The 17,905-nt window shown below is 36.6% G+C and carries 15 protein-coding genes; 11 read left to right on the top strand and 4 right to left on the bottom strand.

Annotated elements, in window-relative coordinates; genetic code table 11:
• Positions 1 to 105: 105 nt before the first annotated feature.
• Positions 106 to 1,314 carry an NnrS family protein gene (locus H592_RS0101975; protein ID WP_028867264.1) on the bottom strand — a complete coding sequence of 403 codons (1,209 nt, stop codon included), beginning with the start codon at positions 1,312 to 1,314 and terminating at the stop codon, positions 106 to 108.
• Positions 1,315 to 1,395: 81 nt separating this feature from the next.
• The gene (locus tag H592_RS0101980; protein WP_028867265.1) at positions 1,396 to 1,839 is read right to left on the bottom strand and encodes an RrF2 family transcriptional regulator; all 444 of its coding nucleotides are present in this window, start codon (positions 1,837 to 1,839) and stop codon (positions 1,396 to 1,398) included.
• A 279-nt stretch (positions 1,840 to 2,118) separates the two neighbouring features.
• Between H592_RS0101980 and yegD the strand changes: the two genes are divergently transcribed.
• From yegD to H592_RS0102005, 4 genes are all read left to right on the top strand, one after another.
• On the top strand, positions 2,119 to 3,432 hold the full coding sequence (gene yegD, locus H592_RS0101985; protein ID WP_028867266.1) for a molecular chaperone: 1,314 nt from the start codon (positions 2,119 to 2,121) through the stop codon (positions 3,430 to 3,432).
• 720 nt (positions 3,433 to 4,152) lie between these two features.
• Positions 4,153 to 5,151, top strand: coding sequence for a DctP family TRAP transporter solute-binding subunit (locus H592_RS0101995; RefSeq protein WP_028867267.1), 999 nt, complete (start codon positions 4,153 to 4,155; stop codon positions 5,149 to 5,151).
• Between the two features lie 101 nt (positions 5,152 to 5,252).
• Positions 5,253 to 5,966 carry a TRAP transporter small permease gene (locus tag H592_RS0102000; RefSeq protein ID WP_028867268.1) on the top strand — a complete coding sequence of 238 codons (714 nt, stop codon included), beginning with the start codon at positions 5,253 to 5,255 and terminating at the stop codon, positions 5,964 to 5,966.
• Positions 5,966 to 7,339 (top strand): TRAP transporter large permease, encoded by a 1,374-nt coding sequence (locus H592_RS0102005; protein WP_028867269.1) that lies wholly within the window; start codon positions 5,966 to 5,968, stop codon positions 7,337 to 7,339. The genes H592_RS0102000 and H592_RS0102005 overlap by 1 nt, the downstream gene beginning before the upstream one ends.
• Before the next feature lie 205 nt (positions 7,340 to 7,544).
• Here the strand turns inward: H592_RS0102005 and H592_RS0102010 are convergent, their stop codons facing one another.
• Together H592_RS0102010 and H592_RS0102015 are read right to left on the bottom strand one after the other, a co-directional pair.
• Positions 7,545 to 8,876 carry a sigma-54-dependent transcriptional regulator gene (locus tag H592_RS0102010; protein ID WP_028867270.1) on the bottom strand — a complete coding sequence of 444 codons (1,332 nt, stop codon included), beginning with the start codon at positions 8,874 to 8,876 and terminating at the stop codon, positions 7,545 to 7,547.
• 47 nt (positions 8,877 to 8,923) lie between these two features.
• On the bottom strand, positions 8,924 to 10,741 hold the full coding sequence (locus tag H592_RS0102015; RefSeq protein WP_245600348.1) for a sensor histidine kinase: 1,818 nt from the start codon (positions 10,739 to 10,741) through the stop codon (positions 8,924 to 8,926).
• A gap of 317 nt (positions 10,742 to 11,058) precedes the next feature.
• Between H592_RS0102015 and H592_RS0102020 the strand changes: the two genes are divergently transcribed.
• The 7 genes from H592_RS0102020 to H592_RS0102050 all read left to right on the top strand — a co-directional run bounded on the left by H592_RS0102020 (position 11,059) and on the right by H592_RS0102050 (position 17,746).
• A complete protein-coding gene (locus H592_RS0102020) occupies positions 11,059 to 12,303 on the top strand; it encodes a DUF711 family protein (RefSeq protein ID WP_156916053.1) in 1,245 nt (414 codons plus the stop codon).
• Positions 12,304 to 12,312: 9 nt separating this feature from the next.
• Positions 12,313 to 12,915 (top strand): glutathione S-transferase family protein, encoded by a 603-nt coding sequence (locus tag H592_RS0102025; protein ID WP_037070706.1) that lies wholly within the window; start codon positions 12,313 to 12,315, stop codon positions 12,913 to 12,915.
• A gap of 468 nt (positions 12,916 to 13,383) precedes the next feature.
• On the top strand, positions 13,384 to 14,142 hold the full coding sequence (locus H592_RS0102030) for an amino acid ABC transporter substrate-binding protein (protein ID WP_028867274.1): 759 nt from the start codon (positions 13,384 to 13,386) through the stop codon (positions 14,140 to 14,142).
• Between the two features lie 25 nt (positions 14,143 to 14,167).
• Positions 14,168 to 14,839, top strand: a complete 672-nt coding sequence (locus H592_RS0102035; RefSeq protein WP_028867275.1) for an amino acid ABC transporter permease — start codon at positions 14,168 to 14,170, stop codon at positions 14,837 to 14,839.
• Positions 14,840 to 14,841: 2 nt separating this feature from the next.
• Positions 14,842 to 15,585, top strand: coding sequence for an amino acid ABC transporter ATP-binding protein (locus H592_RS0102040; protein ID WP_028867276.1), 744 nt, complete (start codon positions 14,842 to 14,844; stop codon positions 15,583 to 15,585).
• Positions 15,586 to 15,855: 270 nt separating this feature from the next.
• A complete protein-coding gene (locus H592_RS0102045) occupies positions 15,856 to 16,416 on the top strand; it encodes a heme-binding beta-barrel domain-containing protein (protein WP_028867277.1) in 561 nt (186 codons plus the stop codon).
• Positions 16,417 to 16,786: 370 nt separating this feature from the next.
• The gene (locus H592_RS0102050) at positions 16,787 to 17,746 is read left to right on the top strand and encodes a collagen-binding domain-containing protein (protein WP_028867278.1); all 960 of its coding nucleotides are present in this window, start codon (positions 16,787 to 16,789) and stop codon (positions 17,744 to 17,746) included.
• Positions 17,747 to 17,905: the final 159 nt, after the last annotated feature.

Genomic DNA, 17,905 nt, shown 5'->3' on the forward strand with positions numbered 1-17,905 from the left:
TTTATCTCCAATAGTTAATTTACTTGTTTTAATTTAATAACTTACTTGTGTTAATTTATTTAGTTGAAACAACTTAAGGTGTATTTCTTACTTTTTAATCCTGAACTAGCGTGCTTTAGGGCCCAATAGAACTGGGGTGTAAACGACCACAAAACAGCCAAAACCAATCACCCATAAAGCCACAGTAAGTGTTAGCACGTGGCTATAGTTGGCAATAAAATACAGTCCAAAAACCCGTACTACAAAGGCTAGTATGATCGCGATAAATGCGATACTCATGGTTTTACCCACTGCAATCATTCGTCCCGTATGGCCTAACGAAACACGAGAAATCATGCTTAAAATCATCGTTGCCATCGCTCCGATAGTAAGCGTATGGATAGCTTGTGAGTGACTAACTAGATACGTTATTTGTGATAAACCAAACATTAATAGTCCTATCACAATACACCAATAACTAATATGCAATGACCATACTAAGGGAGTTGATAAGGTCACTGAAAATTTCCAACGAAACACACGAATTGCATGTATCACGCTGGTAGTGATGAACAACACTGCCACCAATAGTGCAGGGACATCAATCAGTGTTGATGTTGCTAATGCAGCAATGAAAATGGTGAGCAGTATGCTAATGAGTGATAATTTTTCCAATAATGGTAGTGCATCTACACGAGGGGTTTTTGTTCCATTGGCTGTGAACATTGGAAATACTCTACCGCCCATAATACACATCACTAAGGTAATTAATAACACCATAAAGGTAGCTGCTTGTCCCATCAGTATTGGATTGTTAGTGATGGCACTGTAATGTGTGATCAGGTTAGTAATGGCCATGATCAGTAAAATAGGAATAAACATTAAATTGCGCCACAATTTCGTTTTGATAATAGGTATTGCTAAAGCTAAGGCTGATAATGGTAAAAATAAGGCATCTAAGGTAACAATTAATGAGTGCGGTAGTTGATCTGGGAAAAAGAATGCAATGCGCGCTAATACCCATAAAATGACCAGAGCGCCTAACCCTTTACCATGCAAACTGCGTACACCACTCCAATTTTGTACTGCGGTTAACAGGAACCCAACAATAACCGTCGTCGCGAAGGCAAATAACATTTCATGCATATGCCACCAAAGACTACCTCCAAATAACCTAATGTTTAGATTACCGGTTAATATTCCATTCCAAACGAGTAAGCTGATCATGCTAAATATGGCTGCAAATAAAAATAAAGGTCGAAATGCAAATTCCAGAAAAGCAATGGGTTGATTAGCCGCTCGGCTGTTATCATTCGGATCTGTTATTTTAATCATGGTATATCACCGTTAGTATTGTCTTGTTAATTGTATTTTATTGGTCGAGTATAAATAACTTTTTAGACTTGCTAGATAGCCTTAGATAACTTTAATTGCTAACAATTCAGCTAAGTTTCTTTGTTGTTTTGGTCCTACCAAGTCACTCAAGGTATAAGCATCTAAGGTAGCAAAAAAGTTTTCCTGTGCTTCTGCAAAAATATTTTTCAATTGGCAACTTGGTGTTATCACACATTGATTATCAGCATCAAAACACTCCACTAGTTTATTTTTGTCTTCTATTTTGCGTACTAATTGCCCAATATTAATTTCTTCAGCAGGGCGATTTAATTTTATGCCACCATTTTTGCCACGCGTTGCTAATAAATAACCCTGTTGGTTAAGTTGTTGCACAATTTTCATCAAATGATTTTTTGAAATACCATAACTGTTGGCTATTTCACTAATAGTCGCTAATTGATCTTGATGAATGGCTAGATAAATCAAGACACGCAATGAGTAGTCGGTATAACGCGTAATATGCATATAAAAACCAGTCAGCCTTAAAGATGTATTTATTTTACATCTTTAAGGCTGACTGTAAATAATTATTTTCAGGCAATGCTTTTAAAGATAAATGTTAAGAAATGCTTTTAAGTAGAGAGGGGATAAAAAAGAGTATTTATTTCTTGCTGACAAGATTAAAAAAAGCAAGCAAAACTGTGCTGACTTTATTGACCTGAATATGAGCTGATAACGGGTATAAATTTCTAATCGTCTACTGTAGAATCGCGTCCTTTAATTTTTGCATGACTAGGAAATATAATGCCATCTGATTTTATTGGAATTGATTTTGGGACAAGTAATTGTGCTGTAGCGGCACTTGTTAACAATCAACCGACCTTGATTGTTGTCGATGAAAACAGTGACAATCCTTACAAAATACGCTCAGCTATTTATCTTGCACATGATCAATCTGGGGTTGATAGCCAAGATGCTAAAGCCAATGAACAAACCCTTAACGAAATGTTAGCTGCAGGCGAAATTTTATTTGGGGAGCAGGGCTTTAATGCTTTTTTACAAACTCCGCATGAAGGGCGTTATGTGAATAGCCCGAAGAACTTCTTGGGCGCTAAGATCCCGAAACGTTTATTAGATAGTTTTGAAACGTTAGTAGTCAGGTTTCTTTCTTATTTAAAAAAATGTGCAGAAAAGCAATTGCATACCACTATTACTAAAGTAGTTATAGCTCGACCAGTGAACTATCACTCGACAATGGGAGAGTTGGGTAACAAACAAGCAGAAGCTTTGATGCTACGTGCCGCTAACAAAGTGGGATTTGTAGATGTTGAGTTTATCCATGAGCCTTTGGCTGCTGCTTATCACTTTGAACAGAAAATACAAAAACCTACACAAGCGATGGTGGTGGATCTCGGCGGTGGTACATCCGATGTTACATTCTGTTTATTAAGTCAGGAAAATGCTGAAAAACTAGATCGTGATGAGGATATTCATTCGACACAAGGTATTCGCCAAGGAGGGATTGTTTGCGATAAATTATTAGCCAGCGGCATTGTTTCACCTTTATTTGGACGCGGTGGACGCACTGATAATGGAAAAGCAATCCCTAATATGTTGTTCTCCGGGGTTTATGATATCGATAATATTCCATTGATGAGTGACTTTTATTCGCCAACACGAAGCAAATCAATCGCTGAATATATTTATCAATGTGAAGATCCGTTGCCTTTAATGCGCCTGCAACGAGTACAAAAACAACGCCTGACCCATCAATTAATGCATGCGGTAGAGTTGTCTAAAATAAACCTGAGTGATAAACAAAAAACACAATTATCGTTATCGTTTATTGAACGTACATTGCATTTAGATATAAAGCGCGAACAAGTCGCTGAAACCATGGATAATTGGCTTGATAAAATGTTTGTGATGATTGATGACACAATAAAACAAGCTCAACAAACGCCTGAAATAATCTATTTAACGGGGGGCATGGGTTTATCACCGTTAGTGCAGCAAGCATTGGCAGAACGTTTCCCTAATGTGGATATTTCTGTCGCTGATGCATTTAGCTCAGTTGTATTTGGTGCGCTATTAAAAGCAAAACGTTTATTTTCTTAAGTTATTTTCATAAGCAATACTTTTTTAAATTATGATTTTAAATACACTTGGGATGATTTAATTTTTGATATTGCTGAAGCTTATTCTGTTGAGATTCGTCATAACGGTTCAGGAGCGATTAGTAAACTTGATTTTAGAGACTGCCACTGCAATTCTAGAACCCCCTACTTTTGCTGTTTTAGGTTTGGCGCTATTAGGATTTTCTGGTGCGTCACGCCGTAAGCGTTAATTGCTTATTAAAAGCGTTAGTAAAACAAAAACTTCTTTTATCTTAAAGGTTATTTACAAAGGTCACTTAGGTGGCCTTTTTTGTCTTTTCTATTTAACACCACTGTTCTGATAAAGAGCCTGAATTAAACTACTGCCTATCCTAAACTCCACAAACTTTACTTCTTGTAAAGACTAAAGGCGTTTTTACTACTTTACCTTATTAGTGTTTTATACATGGCAACATTTCGATACGAGTAAGACAACTATTTAAAAGGGCGGTTACTGACACATATAGCAAATATTAATGGGTAGGATCCCGCCCATTTGTTTTTTATTGGTATTGTTTACGATCACTTTTTTAACATCTTTCCCTTGCTAGCACTGACCTGTTAACAAATTAGTAACATTGGCTCGGCACTTGCTATATCTGCTGTATGTAACGACTCAGTGGTTTTACATATTTTAAAAACAGCGCATTGATGCGTACCAATATGGATATAGGAGCTCAAAATGTTTAAAAAATTAACCGTTATTTCTCTATGTAGTGCAGCACTTTTAAGTAGTGTTAATGCTTATGCTAATTGTGATGAAGGGGAGATGGTGATCAAGTTTAGTCATGTTACTAACTCTGACAAACATCCTAAAGGCGTAGCTGCTTCATTATTAGAGCAACGAGTGAATACTGAAATGAATGGTAAAGCTTGTATGCAAGTTTTTCCTAACTCAACACTTTACGATGATAACCAAGTTTTAGAAGCGCTGTTAAATGGAGATGTTCAACTAGCTGCTCCTTCTCTGTCTAAGTTTGAAAAAATAACTAAGAAATATCGACTTTTTGATTTGCCGTTCTTATTCGATGATGTTGCTGCCGTTGATAGATTTCAGAACTCGGAAGCGGGTGATAAATTAAAAAATGCGATGAATCGTCGTGGCCTTAAAGGTTTAGAGTTTTGGCATAACGGTATGAAACAAATGTCTGCTAATAAACCTTTGTTATTACCAAGTGATGCTAAAGGGCTTAAGTTCCGTGTACAAGCATCTGACGTGTTAGTTGCACAATTTGAGCAACTAGGTGCTAATCCTCAGAAAATGTCATTTAAAGAGGTTTACGGCGGCTTACAAACTAAAGTTATCGATGGCCAGGAAAATACGTGGTCAAATACTTACGGTAAAAAATTCTTCGAAGTTCAAGATGGCGTAACTGAAACGAATCACGGTATTTTAGATTACTTAGTGGTGACGTCTGGCGATTGGTGGGACAACCTACCTGATGATATTCGTAATCAGTTAGGCACTATTTTAAAAGAAGTGACTGAAGAGAGAAATGCTGAATCAACTATTGTGAACGAAGCGAATAAACAAAATATTATCAAAGCAGGTGGCGTAGTACGTACTTTAACACCTGAGCAACGTGGTGAATGGGTCACTGCTCTTAAACCTGTTTGGAAAAAGTTTGAAAAAGATATCGGTAGTGACTTACTTGATGCTGCACAAGCTTCAAACCAGTAACTATTAATATCAGCCATTACCTTAAAGATGAAATATTGTTTTTTGAGGTAATGGCTTTACTAAATAGTGTAAAAGATAGTGATTAAGAAAGGGATAAATAAATGAAAAACGGAATTTTTACCCGAATAGGGAAAATAACCGATTATGCAGAAGAAACATTAATTGCCGCATTTTTAGGGTTAATGACGTTATTAACTTTTGCCAATGTAGTGGTGCGATATGTCTTGAATGACAATATATTATGGGCTTTAGAACTCACTGTATTCATGTTTGCATGGATGGTGTTAGTAGGGGCTTCTTATGGCGTTAAAAAACATTTTCACATCGGTGTTGATGTGGTTGTCAATATTGCACCAAAAGGCTTAAGAAAGACATTTGCCTTGATCGCTGTATTCTTCTGTTTATTCTTTTCTATTTCATTATTAATTGGTTCTTGGAATTATTGGGTCCCTTTTATTACTGACCGTGCGTGGTATGAGACGGAAGATATTCCAATGCCTGACATATTACAGTTTCTTTCTGGTTGGTTTAATGAAGGAGAGCGATACGAGAGGCTACCTCGATTTATTCCTTACTTTGCATTGCCTTTAGGTATGGCATTAATGACATTCAGATTCTTGCAAATCGCTTGGTTAATTATGACCAATAAATTAGATCGCATGATTGCAAGTCATGAAGCTGAAGAACAACTAGATGAGTTTCATCAAGAACAAGATAATATTGAACTCAAAGAGATTAAACAAAGTGTTGCCAACAAAAGCAATGGGCTAAAAAATAAAACTGAAAAAGCGAATGTTAACAAGGAGAGTAACTAATGGCTATGTTAATGCTTTTTATTATGGTGATTACATTAATGATCATCGGGGTGCCTATTGCGATTTCACTAGGTGCTTCAAGTATTGTTTTTTTGATGGTTCATTCTGACGCATCGCTAGCATCTATTGCACAAACGTTACTTAATGCGTTTACTGGCCATTATACTTTATTGGCGATCCCTTTCTTCATTCTTGCTTCTAGTTTTATGGCTACGGGTGGTGTGGCTAAACGTATTATTCGATTTGCAATTGCACTGGTTGGGTCATTGCGTGGTGGATTAGCCATGGCATCAGTTGTTGCTTGTATGATGTTTGCGGCGTTGTCAGGTTCTTCTCCTGCGACGGTAGTGGCAATCGGTGGTATTGTTATTGCTGGTATGGTCAAAAATGGTTATACAAAAGAGTTTGCTGCAGGTGTTATCTGTAATGCTGGTACGTTAGGTATTTTGATTCCGCCCTCAATAGTTATGGTTGTTTATGCGGCTGCAACCGATGTATCCGTAGGGCGTATGTTTTTAGGGGGCGTTATTCCTGGTCTGTTAGCCGGAGTGATGTTGATGATCGCCATCTACATTTATGCGCGTTATAAAAACATTCCTGCGCAACCTTTTGTTGGTTGGGGCGAAGTGTTCCGTTCTGCAAGAGATGCTGGCTGGGGATTATTACTGATTGTTATTATCCTTGGTGGTATTTATGGTGGTGTTTTTACACCCACTGAAGCTGCTGCTGTTGCCGCTGTATATGCCTTTATTATTTCAAACTTTGTTTATAAAGATATGGGACCATTAGCAGATAAGGAACCCGCAGAGAAAAAAGCTAAAGCTTATTGGTTTAAAGCGATGCACGTGTTCTGTCATGAGGATACACGCAAAACCTTATACGATGCTGGTAAGTTAACTATCATGTTAATGTTCATCGTCGCAAATGCCCTGATCCTAAAGCACGTGTTAACGGAAGAACGTATTCCACAAATGATCACTGAGTCGATGCTATCTGCAGGTCTGGGGCCAATCGAGTTCTTGATTGTAGTGAATTTACTGCTCTTAATCGGTGGCCAATTCATGGAGCCTTCAGGTTTATTGATTATTGTTGCACCTTTAGTGTTCCCAATTGCGATTGCATTAGGTATTGACCCGATTCACCTAGGTATCATGATGGTGGTAAATATGGAAATAGGTATGATCACACCACCCGTAGGATTAAATCTATTTGTGACCGCTGGCGTGGCCAAATTATCAATGATGAAAGTGGTGAAAGCTTCTTTACCATTAGTTGGCGTGATGTTCTTGTTCTTAATTATTGTAACTTATGTACCTTGGGTTTCAACTTGGTTACCCAATATGATGATGGGACCTGAAGTTGTCACCAAGTAAAAAGTTAACTAGCGTAGTGGTTGTTATAAAATAGCCACTAATCTGAATAATAAGTTAATAAGTTAATAAGTGAAAAGTTCTGTTTGGTGCTGGTGGTTTATTTACATCAGCACTTTTTTTATGTGCACTCCTTCTGTTGAATGAGCTATTTATGACTTATATAATTCGTCAGTAAAAGCTAGCCCATCATAATTATTAGTCGCAGTTAATCCGCTTTAAAATTTTGCTTTTTTATCTCATGTTTTTGCATTTTATCATACAGCGTTTTACGCGGTAAATTGAGTGCATGCATGGTCTCCTTGATACTGCCATTAGTTAGGCTTAACGCTTGCTCGATTAATGTCTTTTCAAATGCCTCTACCTGCTCAGCTAAACTTAGCCCGGAATTAACGTCATTATTAACATCGTTTAAGTCTGATAATGAACCTAATAAAATATAACGTTCTGCTGCATTTCTTAATTCACGCACATTACCAGGCCAATCATGACTTAATAGGGCTTGTAACGAGTTTGCGGGCAACGCAGGGGCTGCTTTGCCATATCGCGCTGCCGCAATTAATAAAAAGTGATGAAACAATTTTGCTATGTCTTCTTTGCGATGACGTAATGGAGGTAAATCGAGGGTGACCATATTCAAACGATAGAATAAATCTTGTCTAAAGTTGGGGGCTTCTTTTAAATCTACTTTAGTGGCCGCGATGATGCGAATATCTAAATCAATGGCTTTATTTGAGCCGATACGCTCTAGGCTTCGCTCTTGCAGCACACGCAATAAACGCACTTGCGCTTGCATTGGCATCGACTCAATTTCATCAAGGAATAGCGTACCGCCTTGTGCATATTCAAATTTGCCAATTCGTTGTGTATCTGCTCCGGTAAATGCGCCTTTTTCATGTCCGTATAATTCACTTTCAATCAAATTTTCTGGTACTGCACCACAGTTGACAGCAACAAAGTTATTGGAACGACGTTGACTTTGTTCATGCAAAGAGCGAGCAACTAATTCTTTACCGGTACCTGTTTCTCCATAAAGTAATATATCTGCATGGCTATCTGCCACGCGATCAACCATTTGTTTGAGTGTGAGCATGCTTGGTGTGTTGCCTATGATCCGTGGCCCTAATGTTTCTTTATTTTGTAAGGCTTTTTTTAACTCTCTATTTTCAAGTGTAAGTTGACGTTTCTCCAAGGCTTTACGTGTATGTTCAATTAATCTATCCGATGCAAAGGGCTTTTCGATAAAGTCATAGGCTCCATTCCTAATCGCCTCAACGGCCATAGAAATATCGCCATGCCCGGTTATTAAAATGATTGGTAAGTCGAGATCGCGTTGCTGTAAAGTATTTAGCAATTGTAAACCGGAGATGCCAGGTAATCTGATATCAGATATCACCACCATCGGTAATGTTTCTTTCATTGCAATTAATGCAGACTCTGCATCTTCAAAAAATTCTGCTTCTATATCGGCTAGAGCAAATGTTTGTTGGTTAGCTAGGCGCATATCTATTTCATCGTCAATAAAAAATACTGTGCTCATTTATTTTCCTTAATTTGATTCACTTTTGTTGCTTTAATCTGAGTATGTTAATTGTTGTTCGCGCTCATATTGTTCTTATTGACGGGGAGTGAAATACAGAACTCTGCACCACTGGTTACTCTATTTTTCGCCGTTAATGTACCTTGCATGTTATTAATGATTTGCTGAGAAATTGACAAGCCTAAGCCTAATCCTGTTTCCTTGGTGGTAAAGAAGGGTTCAAAAAGGTGTGGGAGGTGAGCTTGATCAATGCCTGTCCCTTGATCCAATACTTTAATCTTTGCAATATCGGATTCAATAATTAACTCAATTTTAATCAATTTATGATCGCTATGTTGCATCGATTGCAAAGCGTTAGATAGAAGGTTAACAACAATTTGTTCAAGCTGAATAGGTTCTGCTTTTACATAAATGGATTGTGTGGGTAGCTGCATGGTTAGTTCTGTTTTATTCGCTTTTAATTGCGGTTTTAACAATTCATGGGCTGCGAGAATAACAGGTTGCAAAGCAATTATTTTTAACTCTCCATTGGACTTTCTCGCAAAAGATTTAAGCTGTGAACTTATTTTAGCCATCCGCTCTGTTAAGTGGGTAATACGGCTTAGGTTATTACTGACTTGATCTAACTTATCACGATCTAGAAAAAGCACTGCATTTTCAGCGTAAGTACGAATAGCCGATAGTGGATTATTAAGCTCATGGCTGATACTGGCAGACAATTGCCCTAATACGGCTAACTTAGCAGATTGAATCAATTCTTTTTGTGTGGACCTTAATGCGGCTTCAGCCTTATGTCGTTCTTCTACTTCAGCTTGTAAAGCAGAAGTACGTTGCATCACAGTGAATTCCAACTTTTGTTTGGATTTTATTTCGGCAAGCACTTGTTCCTGGTGACGAGTTTGCTTTTGTTTAATTAAAATAAGGGTGAGGTACAACAGCATATACAGTAAAGTAATCAATAAGAACAACAATAGGATATCGAATAGAATAGGGGTAATAGGCGCTAATACGCGTACATTCCATTGTTCATCATCAAAGGCTTTAATTAATGATAGGTAATAAGTAGGCAGCCACTTTTTATTATCTAATGTTAGGAGGGCGGCATTAGTGTTTAAATTACCAGATATTGGTATATAGTCAATTTGACGCTCAAGGTAGCGGCGAGTGTCTCGCAGATCATTTTTTTGCTGTTCGGAGAGTGGAGTTAAACTGTGGTAAAGCCATTTGATTTCAGATGAGATAAAAACCACATTGTTAAGATCGGTCACCAAAAAGGACTGTTCTTTGCCTGCCCAATCTTTTTCTAGTAAAGATAAGTTCATTTTAATCACGACCACACCAATCGTTTCCGCTGCATAATTAACAGGGTACGAAAAGTAGTAACCACGTTTGCCTGAGGTTGATCCTAATGCAAAATAACGTCCTGGCGCCCCTTGAATAGCATCTTGGTAGTAGGGGCGAAACGAAAAATTATTGCCTATAAAAGTACTTTTTTTAGTCCAATTACTCGCGGCGATAGTAGTACCATCCTTATCTAATAAATAGGTATCTGATGCGCCGACGATTTTGTTGATGGTATTGAGGTGCCTGTTAGTTAAATCCAGTTGTGCGCTATTATCAGAAGCCATTAAAGCGTTAATAATAATTCCTTGACGAGACAATAGTTGAGGAATAAATGAAAAATGACCAAGTTGACTATCAATATGACGACTGAATCTATCTAGTTGTTGTTGGTTAGTTATTTGTAGCTGTTGATAGCTGTATTGCCATAACCAATGAATACTTATGATTAAGGTTAAAAAATATAAAAATAGCCATAACAAAGTCACTCTACGTCTGAGACTATCCATGATTAATATTGCCATTTAAAATCCCTGTTTAACCTAATCTATTTATACGCAATAAAGTAACATGTTAGTGATATCGATTATTTGGTGTTGACCGCAACTTTATCTATTAAAAGGTCACATTTTATATAAATTTTTATATTTAACATATTGATTCAAATTATATTATTTGATTATTTCTCAAAAAAAAACTAGCGATTTTTGAGATAGAAAGCACTAAAAGTATTGTCTGTTTATCTATATAAACTTTACAAAATAGCAAAGGGTGGTTACTTCAAAGTAACTAAAACAAAAAGAGTATGTTATGTTGCATGTTAATTATAAAAGGATGCCATATGCAATTACCTGACATTTTATTGGATAAAAATTTATGTAAAGTTAGAACAATTACCACTTTTGTTCGATTGGATTTTGATCAAACTAAGTGGGCTAAAGTCATTCATAAAGCGAACTCGTTTTGTCAAGTATTAGCCAATGATTTAAAACACAATGGTTATACTGTTCAATCAATTCGTATTGTGACTAATGCATTTGCTGAATATATTGATACGACTGATCTTGCATCTGCTCAACGAGATCTTCGTATCTTAAATGAAATGTTAAATAATGGTCAGCAAAGTGGTTTAAGATTAAGATTTGCGATCGGTGAAGTGACCAGCGCCCATCAATTAGGATTAATACCTGAGTTGATTCAAGAGTTCGGTGATTTATGTAATGTCTGCGTCAATATAAAAATGGATGAAAATGGTGTCTTAGATAATCAATTGATTGAAGAAGCGACCAAAGCAGTGAATAAGATCAGCCAGATCACTCCCCGTGGAGAAGGTAATTTTAACTTCACTGTTAATTTCAACTGTGATCCTTTAATCCCATATTTTCCTGCCGGTTATAGTAATCAATCCAGTGAAAACAGTTTTGTTATCGGATTAGAAACACCTGACTTATTAGTGGCAACACTGAAAGCATTTAGTCATCACAATCCGGTCTTAAATCATCAACAAGCAAGTGCTGGTTATTACCAATCATTGTCCCAACAATTGCAATACCATGTCGACCAAATTAAAGCTGTTATAGAAAATGATCATCTTGATAAAGATTTCAAATTCGCAGGTTTAGATAGTTCAGCTGCCCCTTCAAAAGATTGCGCAAGTATGACCGAAGTCTATGAATTATTGGGGGTTGAATACTTTGGTGCATCAGGCACGGTCGAAGCCTCTGCTTTATTAACTCGTGTATTTAAATCCATAAAACATATACCGCTGGTGGGCTTTTCTGGATTGATGTTAGCACTAACCGAAGATAGAGGCTTAGCTGAAGGTAGCCAACTACAGAATTTTGATATACGTTCTTTATTAACCTATAGCGCAGTCTGCGGCATTGGATTAGATACGGTGCCTATTCCCGGTGACACACCGATTGATAAAATTTCTGCCTTAATGCGCGATACCGGCACTATGGCTTTTAGGTTAAATAAACCACTTACGGTTAGATTGTTTCCAGTGCCAGGTTTAGAAGCCGGTGATATGACTGCCTTTAAAAGTGATGATTTATGTAACTGTGCCGTATTATCGGTACCTTAAGGATTGAATATGTCTGTAGTTATTTACGGTGATAGCTTGTCGGGTAATTGTTATAAAATTAAGCTACTTTGTGCGCTATTAAATATAGAACACCAATGGATTGAAGTTGATATTATGGCTGGGGAAACACGCACCAGTGAGTTTTTAGCACTTAATCCAAATGCAAAAATACCTTTATTAGTGACCGAGCAAAACCAAGCCATTGCGGAGTCTAACGCTATTCTTTATTACCTTGCGCAAGGTAGCCGGTTGTTCCCTGCATCTATATTACAACAATCGCTGTGTTTACAATGGATGTTCTTTGAACAATATAGCCATGAACCCTATATTGCAGTTGCACGTTTCATTAATAAATACCTAGGTAGTCCTGCAGATAGGTTGCAGGAACTAGAAAGTAAAAAGGAAGGCGGTAATAGGGCGTTAGCCGTGATGGAAATACAACTTCAGAAAATGCCCTATTTATTAGGTGATGAAATATCTATCGCAGATATTAGTCTATTTGCTTATACGCATGTGGCCTATGAGGGAGGATTTGATTTAAATGAATTCCCCGCAATACTTTCTTGGATATCTCGCATTGAGCATCAGAAAGATTTTATTCATATAGGATAAATGTTGGACGGTTTCACTCGTGCTGTTTATAAAGTGTACACGATCGTTCAAGTTACCCTAAGATATAACATTTCGTTATAACATTACTAAAGACAGGAATAACACTTAATGGTTTAATACAAAATTACAGTTGTGTACACTTTCGCTTCAATCAGACTGAATTAGGCTAAAATATAATGATTATTATGCCTTAGCCTCAGATTTTACTGTAGAATTTAAGTGAACTGCTGATAATAAATTAAATTTATTTATAGATGTTTTCCTGACAGCAAAATATTACTTCTTAACATCAATCGATAGTGTTACCTATAAATGGTTCAGCTTTTCTCAACTGAATGATGCTTTGTATTATGTATTTAGTTTGGTTAGTTTTTAAATGTCGTAAATAATCACGGTAAAGCATCCATTAATTGATGTTGCATTACCAATATATAACATAAACCCAAATTAATTTTATTTAGGAATAATATGAACGTATTTTTTAAAAAAGCACTGGTTGCACTAGTGGCTGCAACAAGTTTACTAACCGTACCTGCATTTGCACAGGAAACAGTTAAAGTCGGTATGTCTGGTCGTTACTTCCCATTTACCTTTTCTAAAAGTGATGTGCTTCAGGGCTTTGAAGTGGATGTATGGAATGAAGTTGCAAAACGCGCTGACTATAAAGTTGAATTTGTGACAAGTAGTTTTTCGGGTTTATTTGGCATGTTAGAAGCTGGGCACATTGACACCATTGCAAACCAAATTACTATTACAGAAGCACGTACTGCTAAGTATGCATTCTCAATTCCTTATGTGATCGACGGTGTTCAAGTTACTGTTCGTAAAGGACGTGATGATATCCAAGGTGTTGAAGATCTTAAAGGTAAAAAAGTTGCAGTTAATTTAGGTAGTAACTTTGAGCAAGTATTACGTAAAATTGATACAAACAATGAAATTAACATTGTTACTTACGATACAGGTATTGAGCAAGATGTTGCATTAGGTCGTGCCGATGCATTCGTAATGGACCGCGTTTCTTCTGCGCAGTTAATTAAAAAAGCAGGATTACCTTTGCAATTAGCAGGCAAACCTTTTGAGAAAATTGAAAATGCAATGCCATTTTTAAATAAACCATCACAATTGATTATTCGCGACAAGGTTAATACTGCACTTGAAGCAATGCGTGCAGATGGAAAATTAGCTGAAATTTCAAACAAATGGTTTGATACTGATATCACGCAATAATATTAATCCTTAAAGAGTCGTTTTTATGCAAAGTTCATTTGATTTTCAATATATTATTGAATTAATGCCCATTTTATTAAAATATCTTGGGGTGACAATGGAAATGGCACTTTGGGGGTTTGTATTTGCATTAATACTCGCACTGGGTTTAGCCCTAGTGCGAGTATTTAAAATTACTTTTGTACAGCATCTTGCCTCTCTTTATATTTCCTTTTTTCGTGGCACGCCATTATTAGTACAGTTGTTTCTTTTGTATTATGGGTTTCCACAATTTATGCCTATTTTTGTTGGTATGGATGCGTTTACCGCCGCGATTATAGGTCTTTCGTTACACTTTTCTGCGTATATGGCTGAAAGTATTCGTGCTGCCATTTTAGGCATTGATAAATCACAAATGGAAGCTTGCTTAAGTTTAGGCATGACACGTTTACAAGCAATGAAACGTGTTATTTTGCCGCAAGCTTCACGTGTCGCAACACCATCATTAATGAACTACTTCATCGACATGATCAAAAGTACGTCATTGGCGTTTACATTAGGTGTTGTTGAAATTATGGCAAAAGCACAAATGGAAGCCTCTTCAAGCTTCAAGTTTTTTGAAAGTTTTCTTGCTGTTGCCGTTGTTTACTGGGTTGTTGTTATCATCTTTACGCGTATACAGCATCTTCTAGAATACAAACTTAATAAGGCTTATTAATCATGATCAAAGTAACCAGTCTGAGTAAAAAGTTTGGCGATTTAGAAGTACTTAAAGATATCAACTTTGAAGTGTCCCAGGGTGAAATAATCGTTATTATTGGTCCATCTGGTACCGGTAAATCTACCTTATTACGTTGTCTTAATTACCTTGAAACACCAAGCAGTGGTCAAATCCACATCGGTGATGTCAATATTGATGCGTTGTCACATACAGCGAAAGAGGTTACTTCGTTACGTAAACAGAGTAGCTTTGTATTTCAAAACTATTCTCTATTTGCGAATAAAACAGCCTTACAAAATGTTGCTGAAAGTTTAATTACGGTTTGGGGAGTACCTAAATCTGAAGCCTTAGCAAAAGCCGAAGCAATTCTGATCAAAGTTGGTTTAAAAGATAAACTACATATTTATCCTTCGCAATTATCAGGTGGTCAGCAACAGCGTGTTGGTATTGCTAGAGCAATGGCGGCAAAGGGGGAAGTCATTTTATTTGATGAGCCTACTTCAGCATTAGATCCTGAATGGGTTGATGAAGTATTAGCCGTAATGAAACAATTGGCCGTTGAAAGGCAAACCATGATCGTAGTGACCCATGAAATGCAATTTGCAAAAGAGGTAGCCGATACGGTTATTTTTATGGAAGATGGGTATATTGTTGAACAAGGCTCGCCACAGCAAATTTTTGAAAATCCGCAGCACCAGCGTACCAAGGCCTTTGTGAAAAGAGCCTTAAAAAAAGGCTATTAATCCTCGCTTAGTAACCTTCATTGTCTTTGTATCCGTTATTATTCAACTATCAAAATAGTAAGTCACCTTGAATGATAACGGCTAAACAGCTAGTTAAATATGAAAAAATAACCACTATATATGTTTATTATTTTCCTTCTCTATCACTCAAATACCCCTTTGATAAATATCATATAACATTTAAATTCAACTGTTTACTCACATTTATTTGTTATAATGATTGTCATTAGTTAATTCAAACACATTAATTTACAAATAAAGGATTTTACAATGCAAGAGCAAAAATTAATCGACTATGGACCGTTGGCGGTGTTAGTAGGCAAATGGGAAGGAAATAAAGGTAAAGATCTTGCTCCGGAACCCGATGGCACCGAACATAATGAATATTATGAAACGATTGTATTTACCGAAGCCGTTGATTTAGCGAATGCAGAAGAAGAAAGACTGAGTGCTGTACATTACACTCAAAAAGTACAACGTATTAGTAATAATAAAATAATTCACCAAGAAACCGGATATTGGATGTGGCAACAGGGCACTGATAAAGTGATGCACTCTTTAACTATTCCTCGTGGTATTTGTGTACTTGCGGGCGGCACATCATCACAACAAGAAAATACAACAAGATTCTCAGTGGCAGCATCCTTAGATAGTGAACAGTGTCCAATTATCCAAAGTAGTTTCTTGGTACAAAAAGCTAAAACTAAAAGTTACAAACAAGAATTACAGGTATCGGGTAATACACTACAATACCAACAAAATATGCTACTCGATATTTATGGTAGAGAGTTTGATCATAATGATAAAAACACCTTAACTAAAATAAAGTAAACATTTCTGATTATCTGAAAACAGGGTGACTTAACCATCGCGATTGATATTTTTGGTTATAAAAAGCCATTTTAATCGCGACTTATGTTTTAGCAACTATCTTTTTAAAATCATTAACTAATTGCCGTAAGCGATATAGATACTTATCAACGGATTTGAAACGATATTAGTCTATCATGATGATTTAAATAGCCTTTCATAAGCAGCACCTCTAGTTTTAAAGTGAAAATTTAATACGCATAGTGTCGGAATAATTTACATTCATAAACTATACCCATATTGGGATATATAAATAGTAGTAGTAACAATGGCTTGCTAACTTGGCCTTATAATTGCTTATTACACCGTAATTATTAATTAAGAGGTAAACATGAAAAAAACTTATACGATTATAGCGTTAGTCGCAGGTTTATATTCACAGGTTGGTATAGCTGGTCCGATAGAGTTGCTCAATCAGAACAATCTGATTGTATTCGGTAATTTACAGTCTAATAGTGAAGTTGAAGGTAAAACGTTAGTCGGCGGTGATATTTCTGGTCCCGCATCAAATTATGGTATTAACCTAGCACCTTATGATACTGCATTGGTGGTAGGTGGCAACGTAACATCAGGCACGACTATCAATGCAAATGGGCATACTGTCACGGTTGCTGGAAATAATAATGGAACAATAAACTCAGCGCTTACCGTTACAGGGTCTTCGCCAGTGGATTTTGGTTTAGTGAAAAATGAATTGACAGATTTTTCTGCATATTTAGCTAACCTCAATGCCAATTCTTTATTAGACTCTCCAAATGGTAATCAACCGAGCGCAGCAAACTTTAATATTGATTCAAATATTGGTAATGGTATGGCTGTATTTAATATCGATACTGATGATTTATTTGGTAATGGTTTAGTACAACAATATGATATTAATTTTGCTAATCAATCTCCATCTGCTGTAGTAATAAATGTTGCAGGAGAGAATATTACTGATGCAAGTATGGGTAACCCCGTCGGTGGATTTAACAAAGCTAATAGTGATTTTATAATTTGGAATTTTTATGAAGCTATTGATATTAAATTAGATAAACGTTTACAGGGAAGTCTATTAGCACCTTTAGCAACATTAACTATTTCTAATTATATTGAAGGCTCCGTAGTTGTTAATAATTTTTATCAAAACGGTGAAATACATAATCCAATATTTAATGGAGATATCGCTTATAACCCTATCCCTACCGTAAGTGTTCCTACTCCGGTTCCAGCTCCCTCTTCGTTATTAATTTTTGCGGCAGCTTTACTTGGTCTCAGTTTATGGCGTCGTAAATCTTCTATTGATAAATAATCCATTACAAAACTTTCGATAAAAAACAGTATGAAAATAGAGATAAGGTCACCAATTATTGGTGACTTTTTTGTTTGCCCAGCAAAGCTGGCAAACCCGCTCACTTGCAAGAAAGTGAGATCACCCTGATTGAGGGGAAGATAATCCGAATGGCAAGGG

This window comes from Psychromonas arctica DSM 14288, from assembly GCF_000482725.1.
GTDB classification, from domain to species: domain Bacteria; phylum Pseudomonadota; class Gammaproteobacteria; order Enterobacterales; family Psychromonadaceae; genus Psychromonas; species Psychromonas arctica.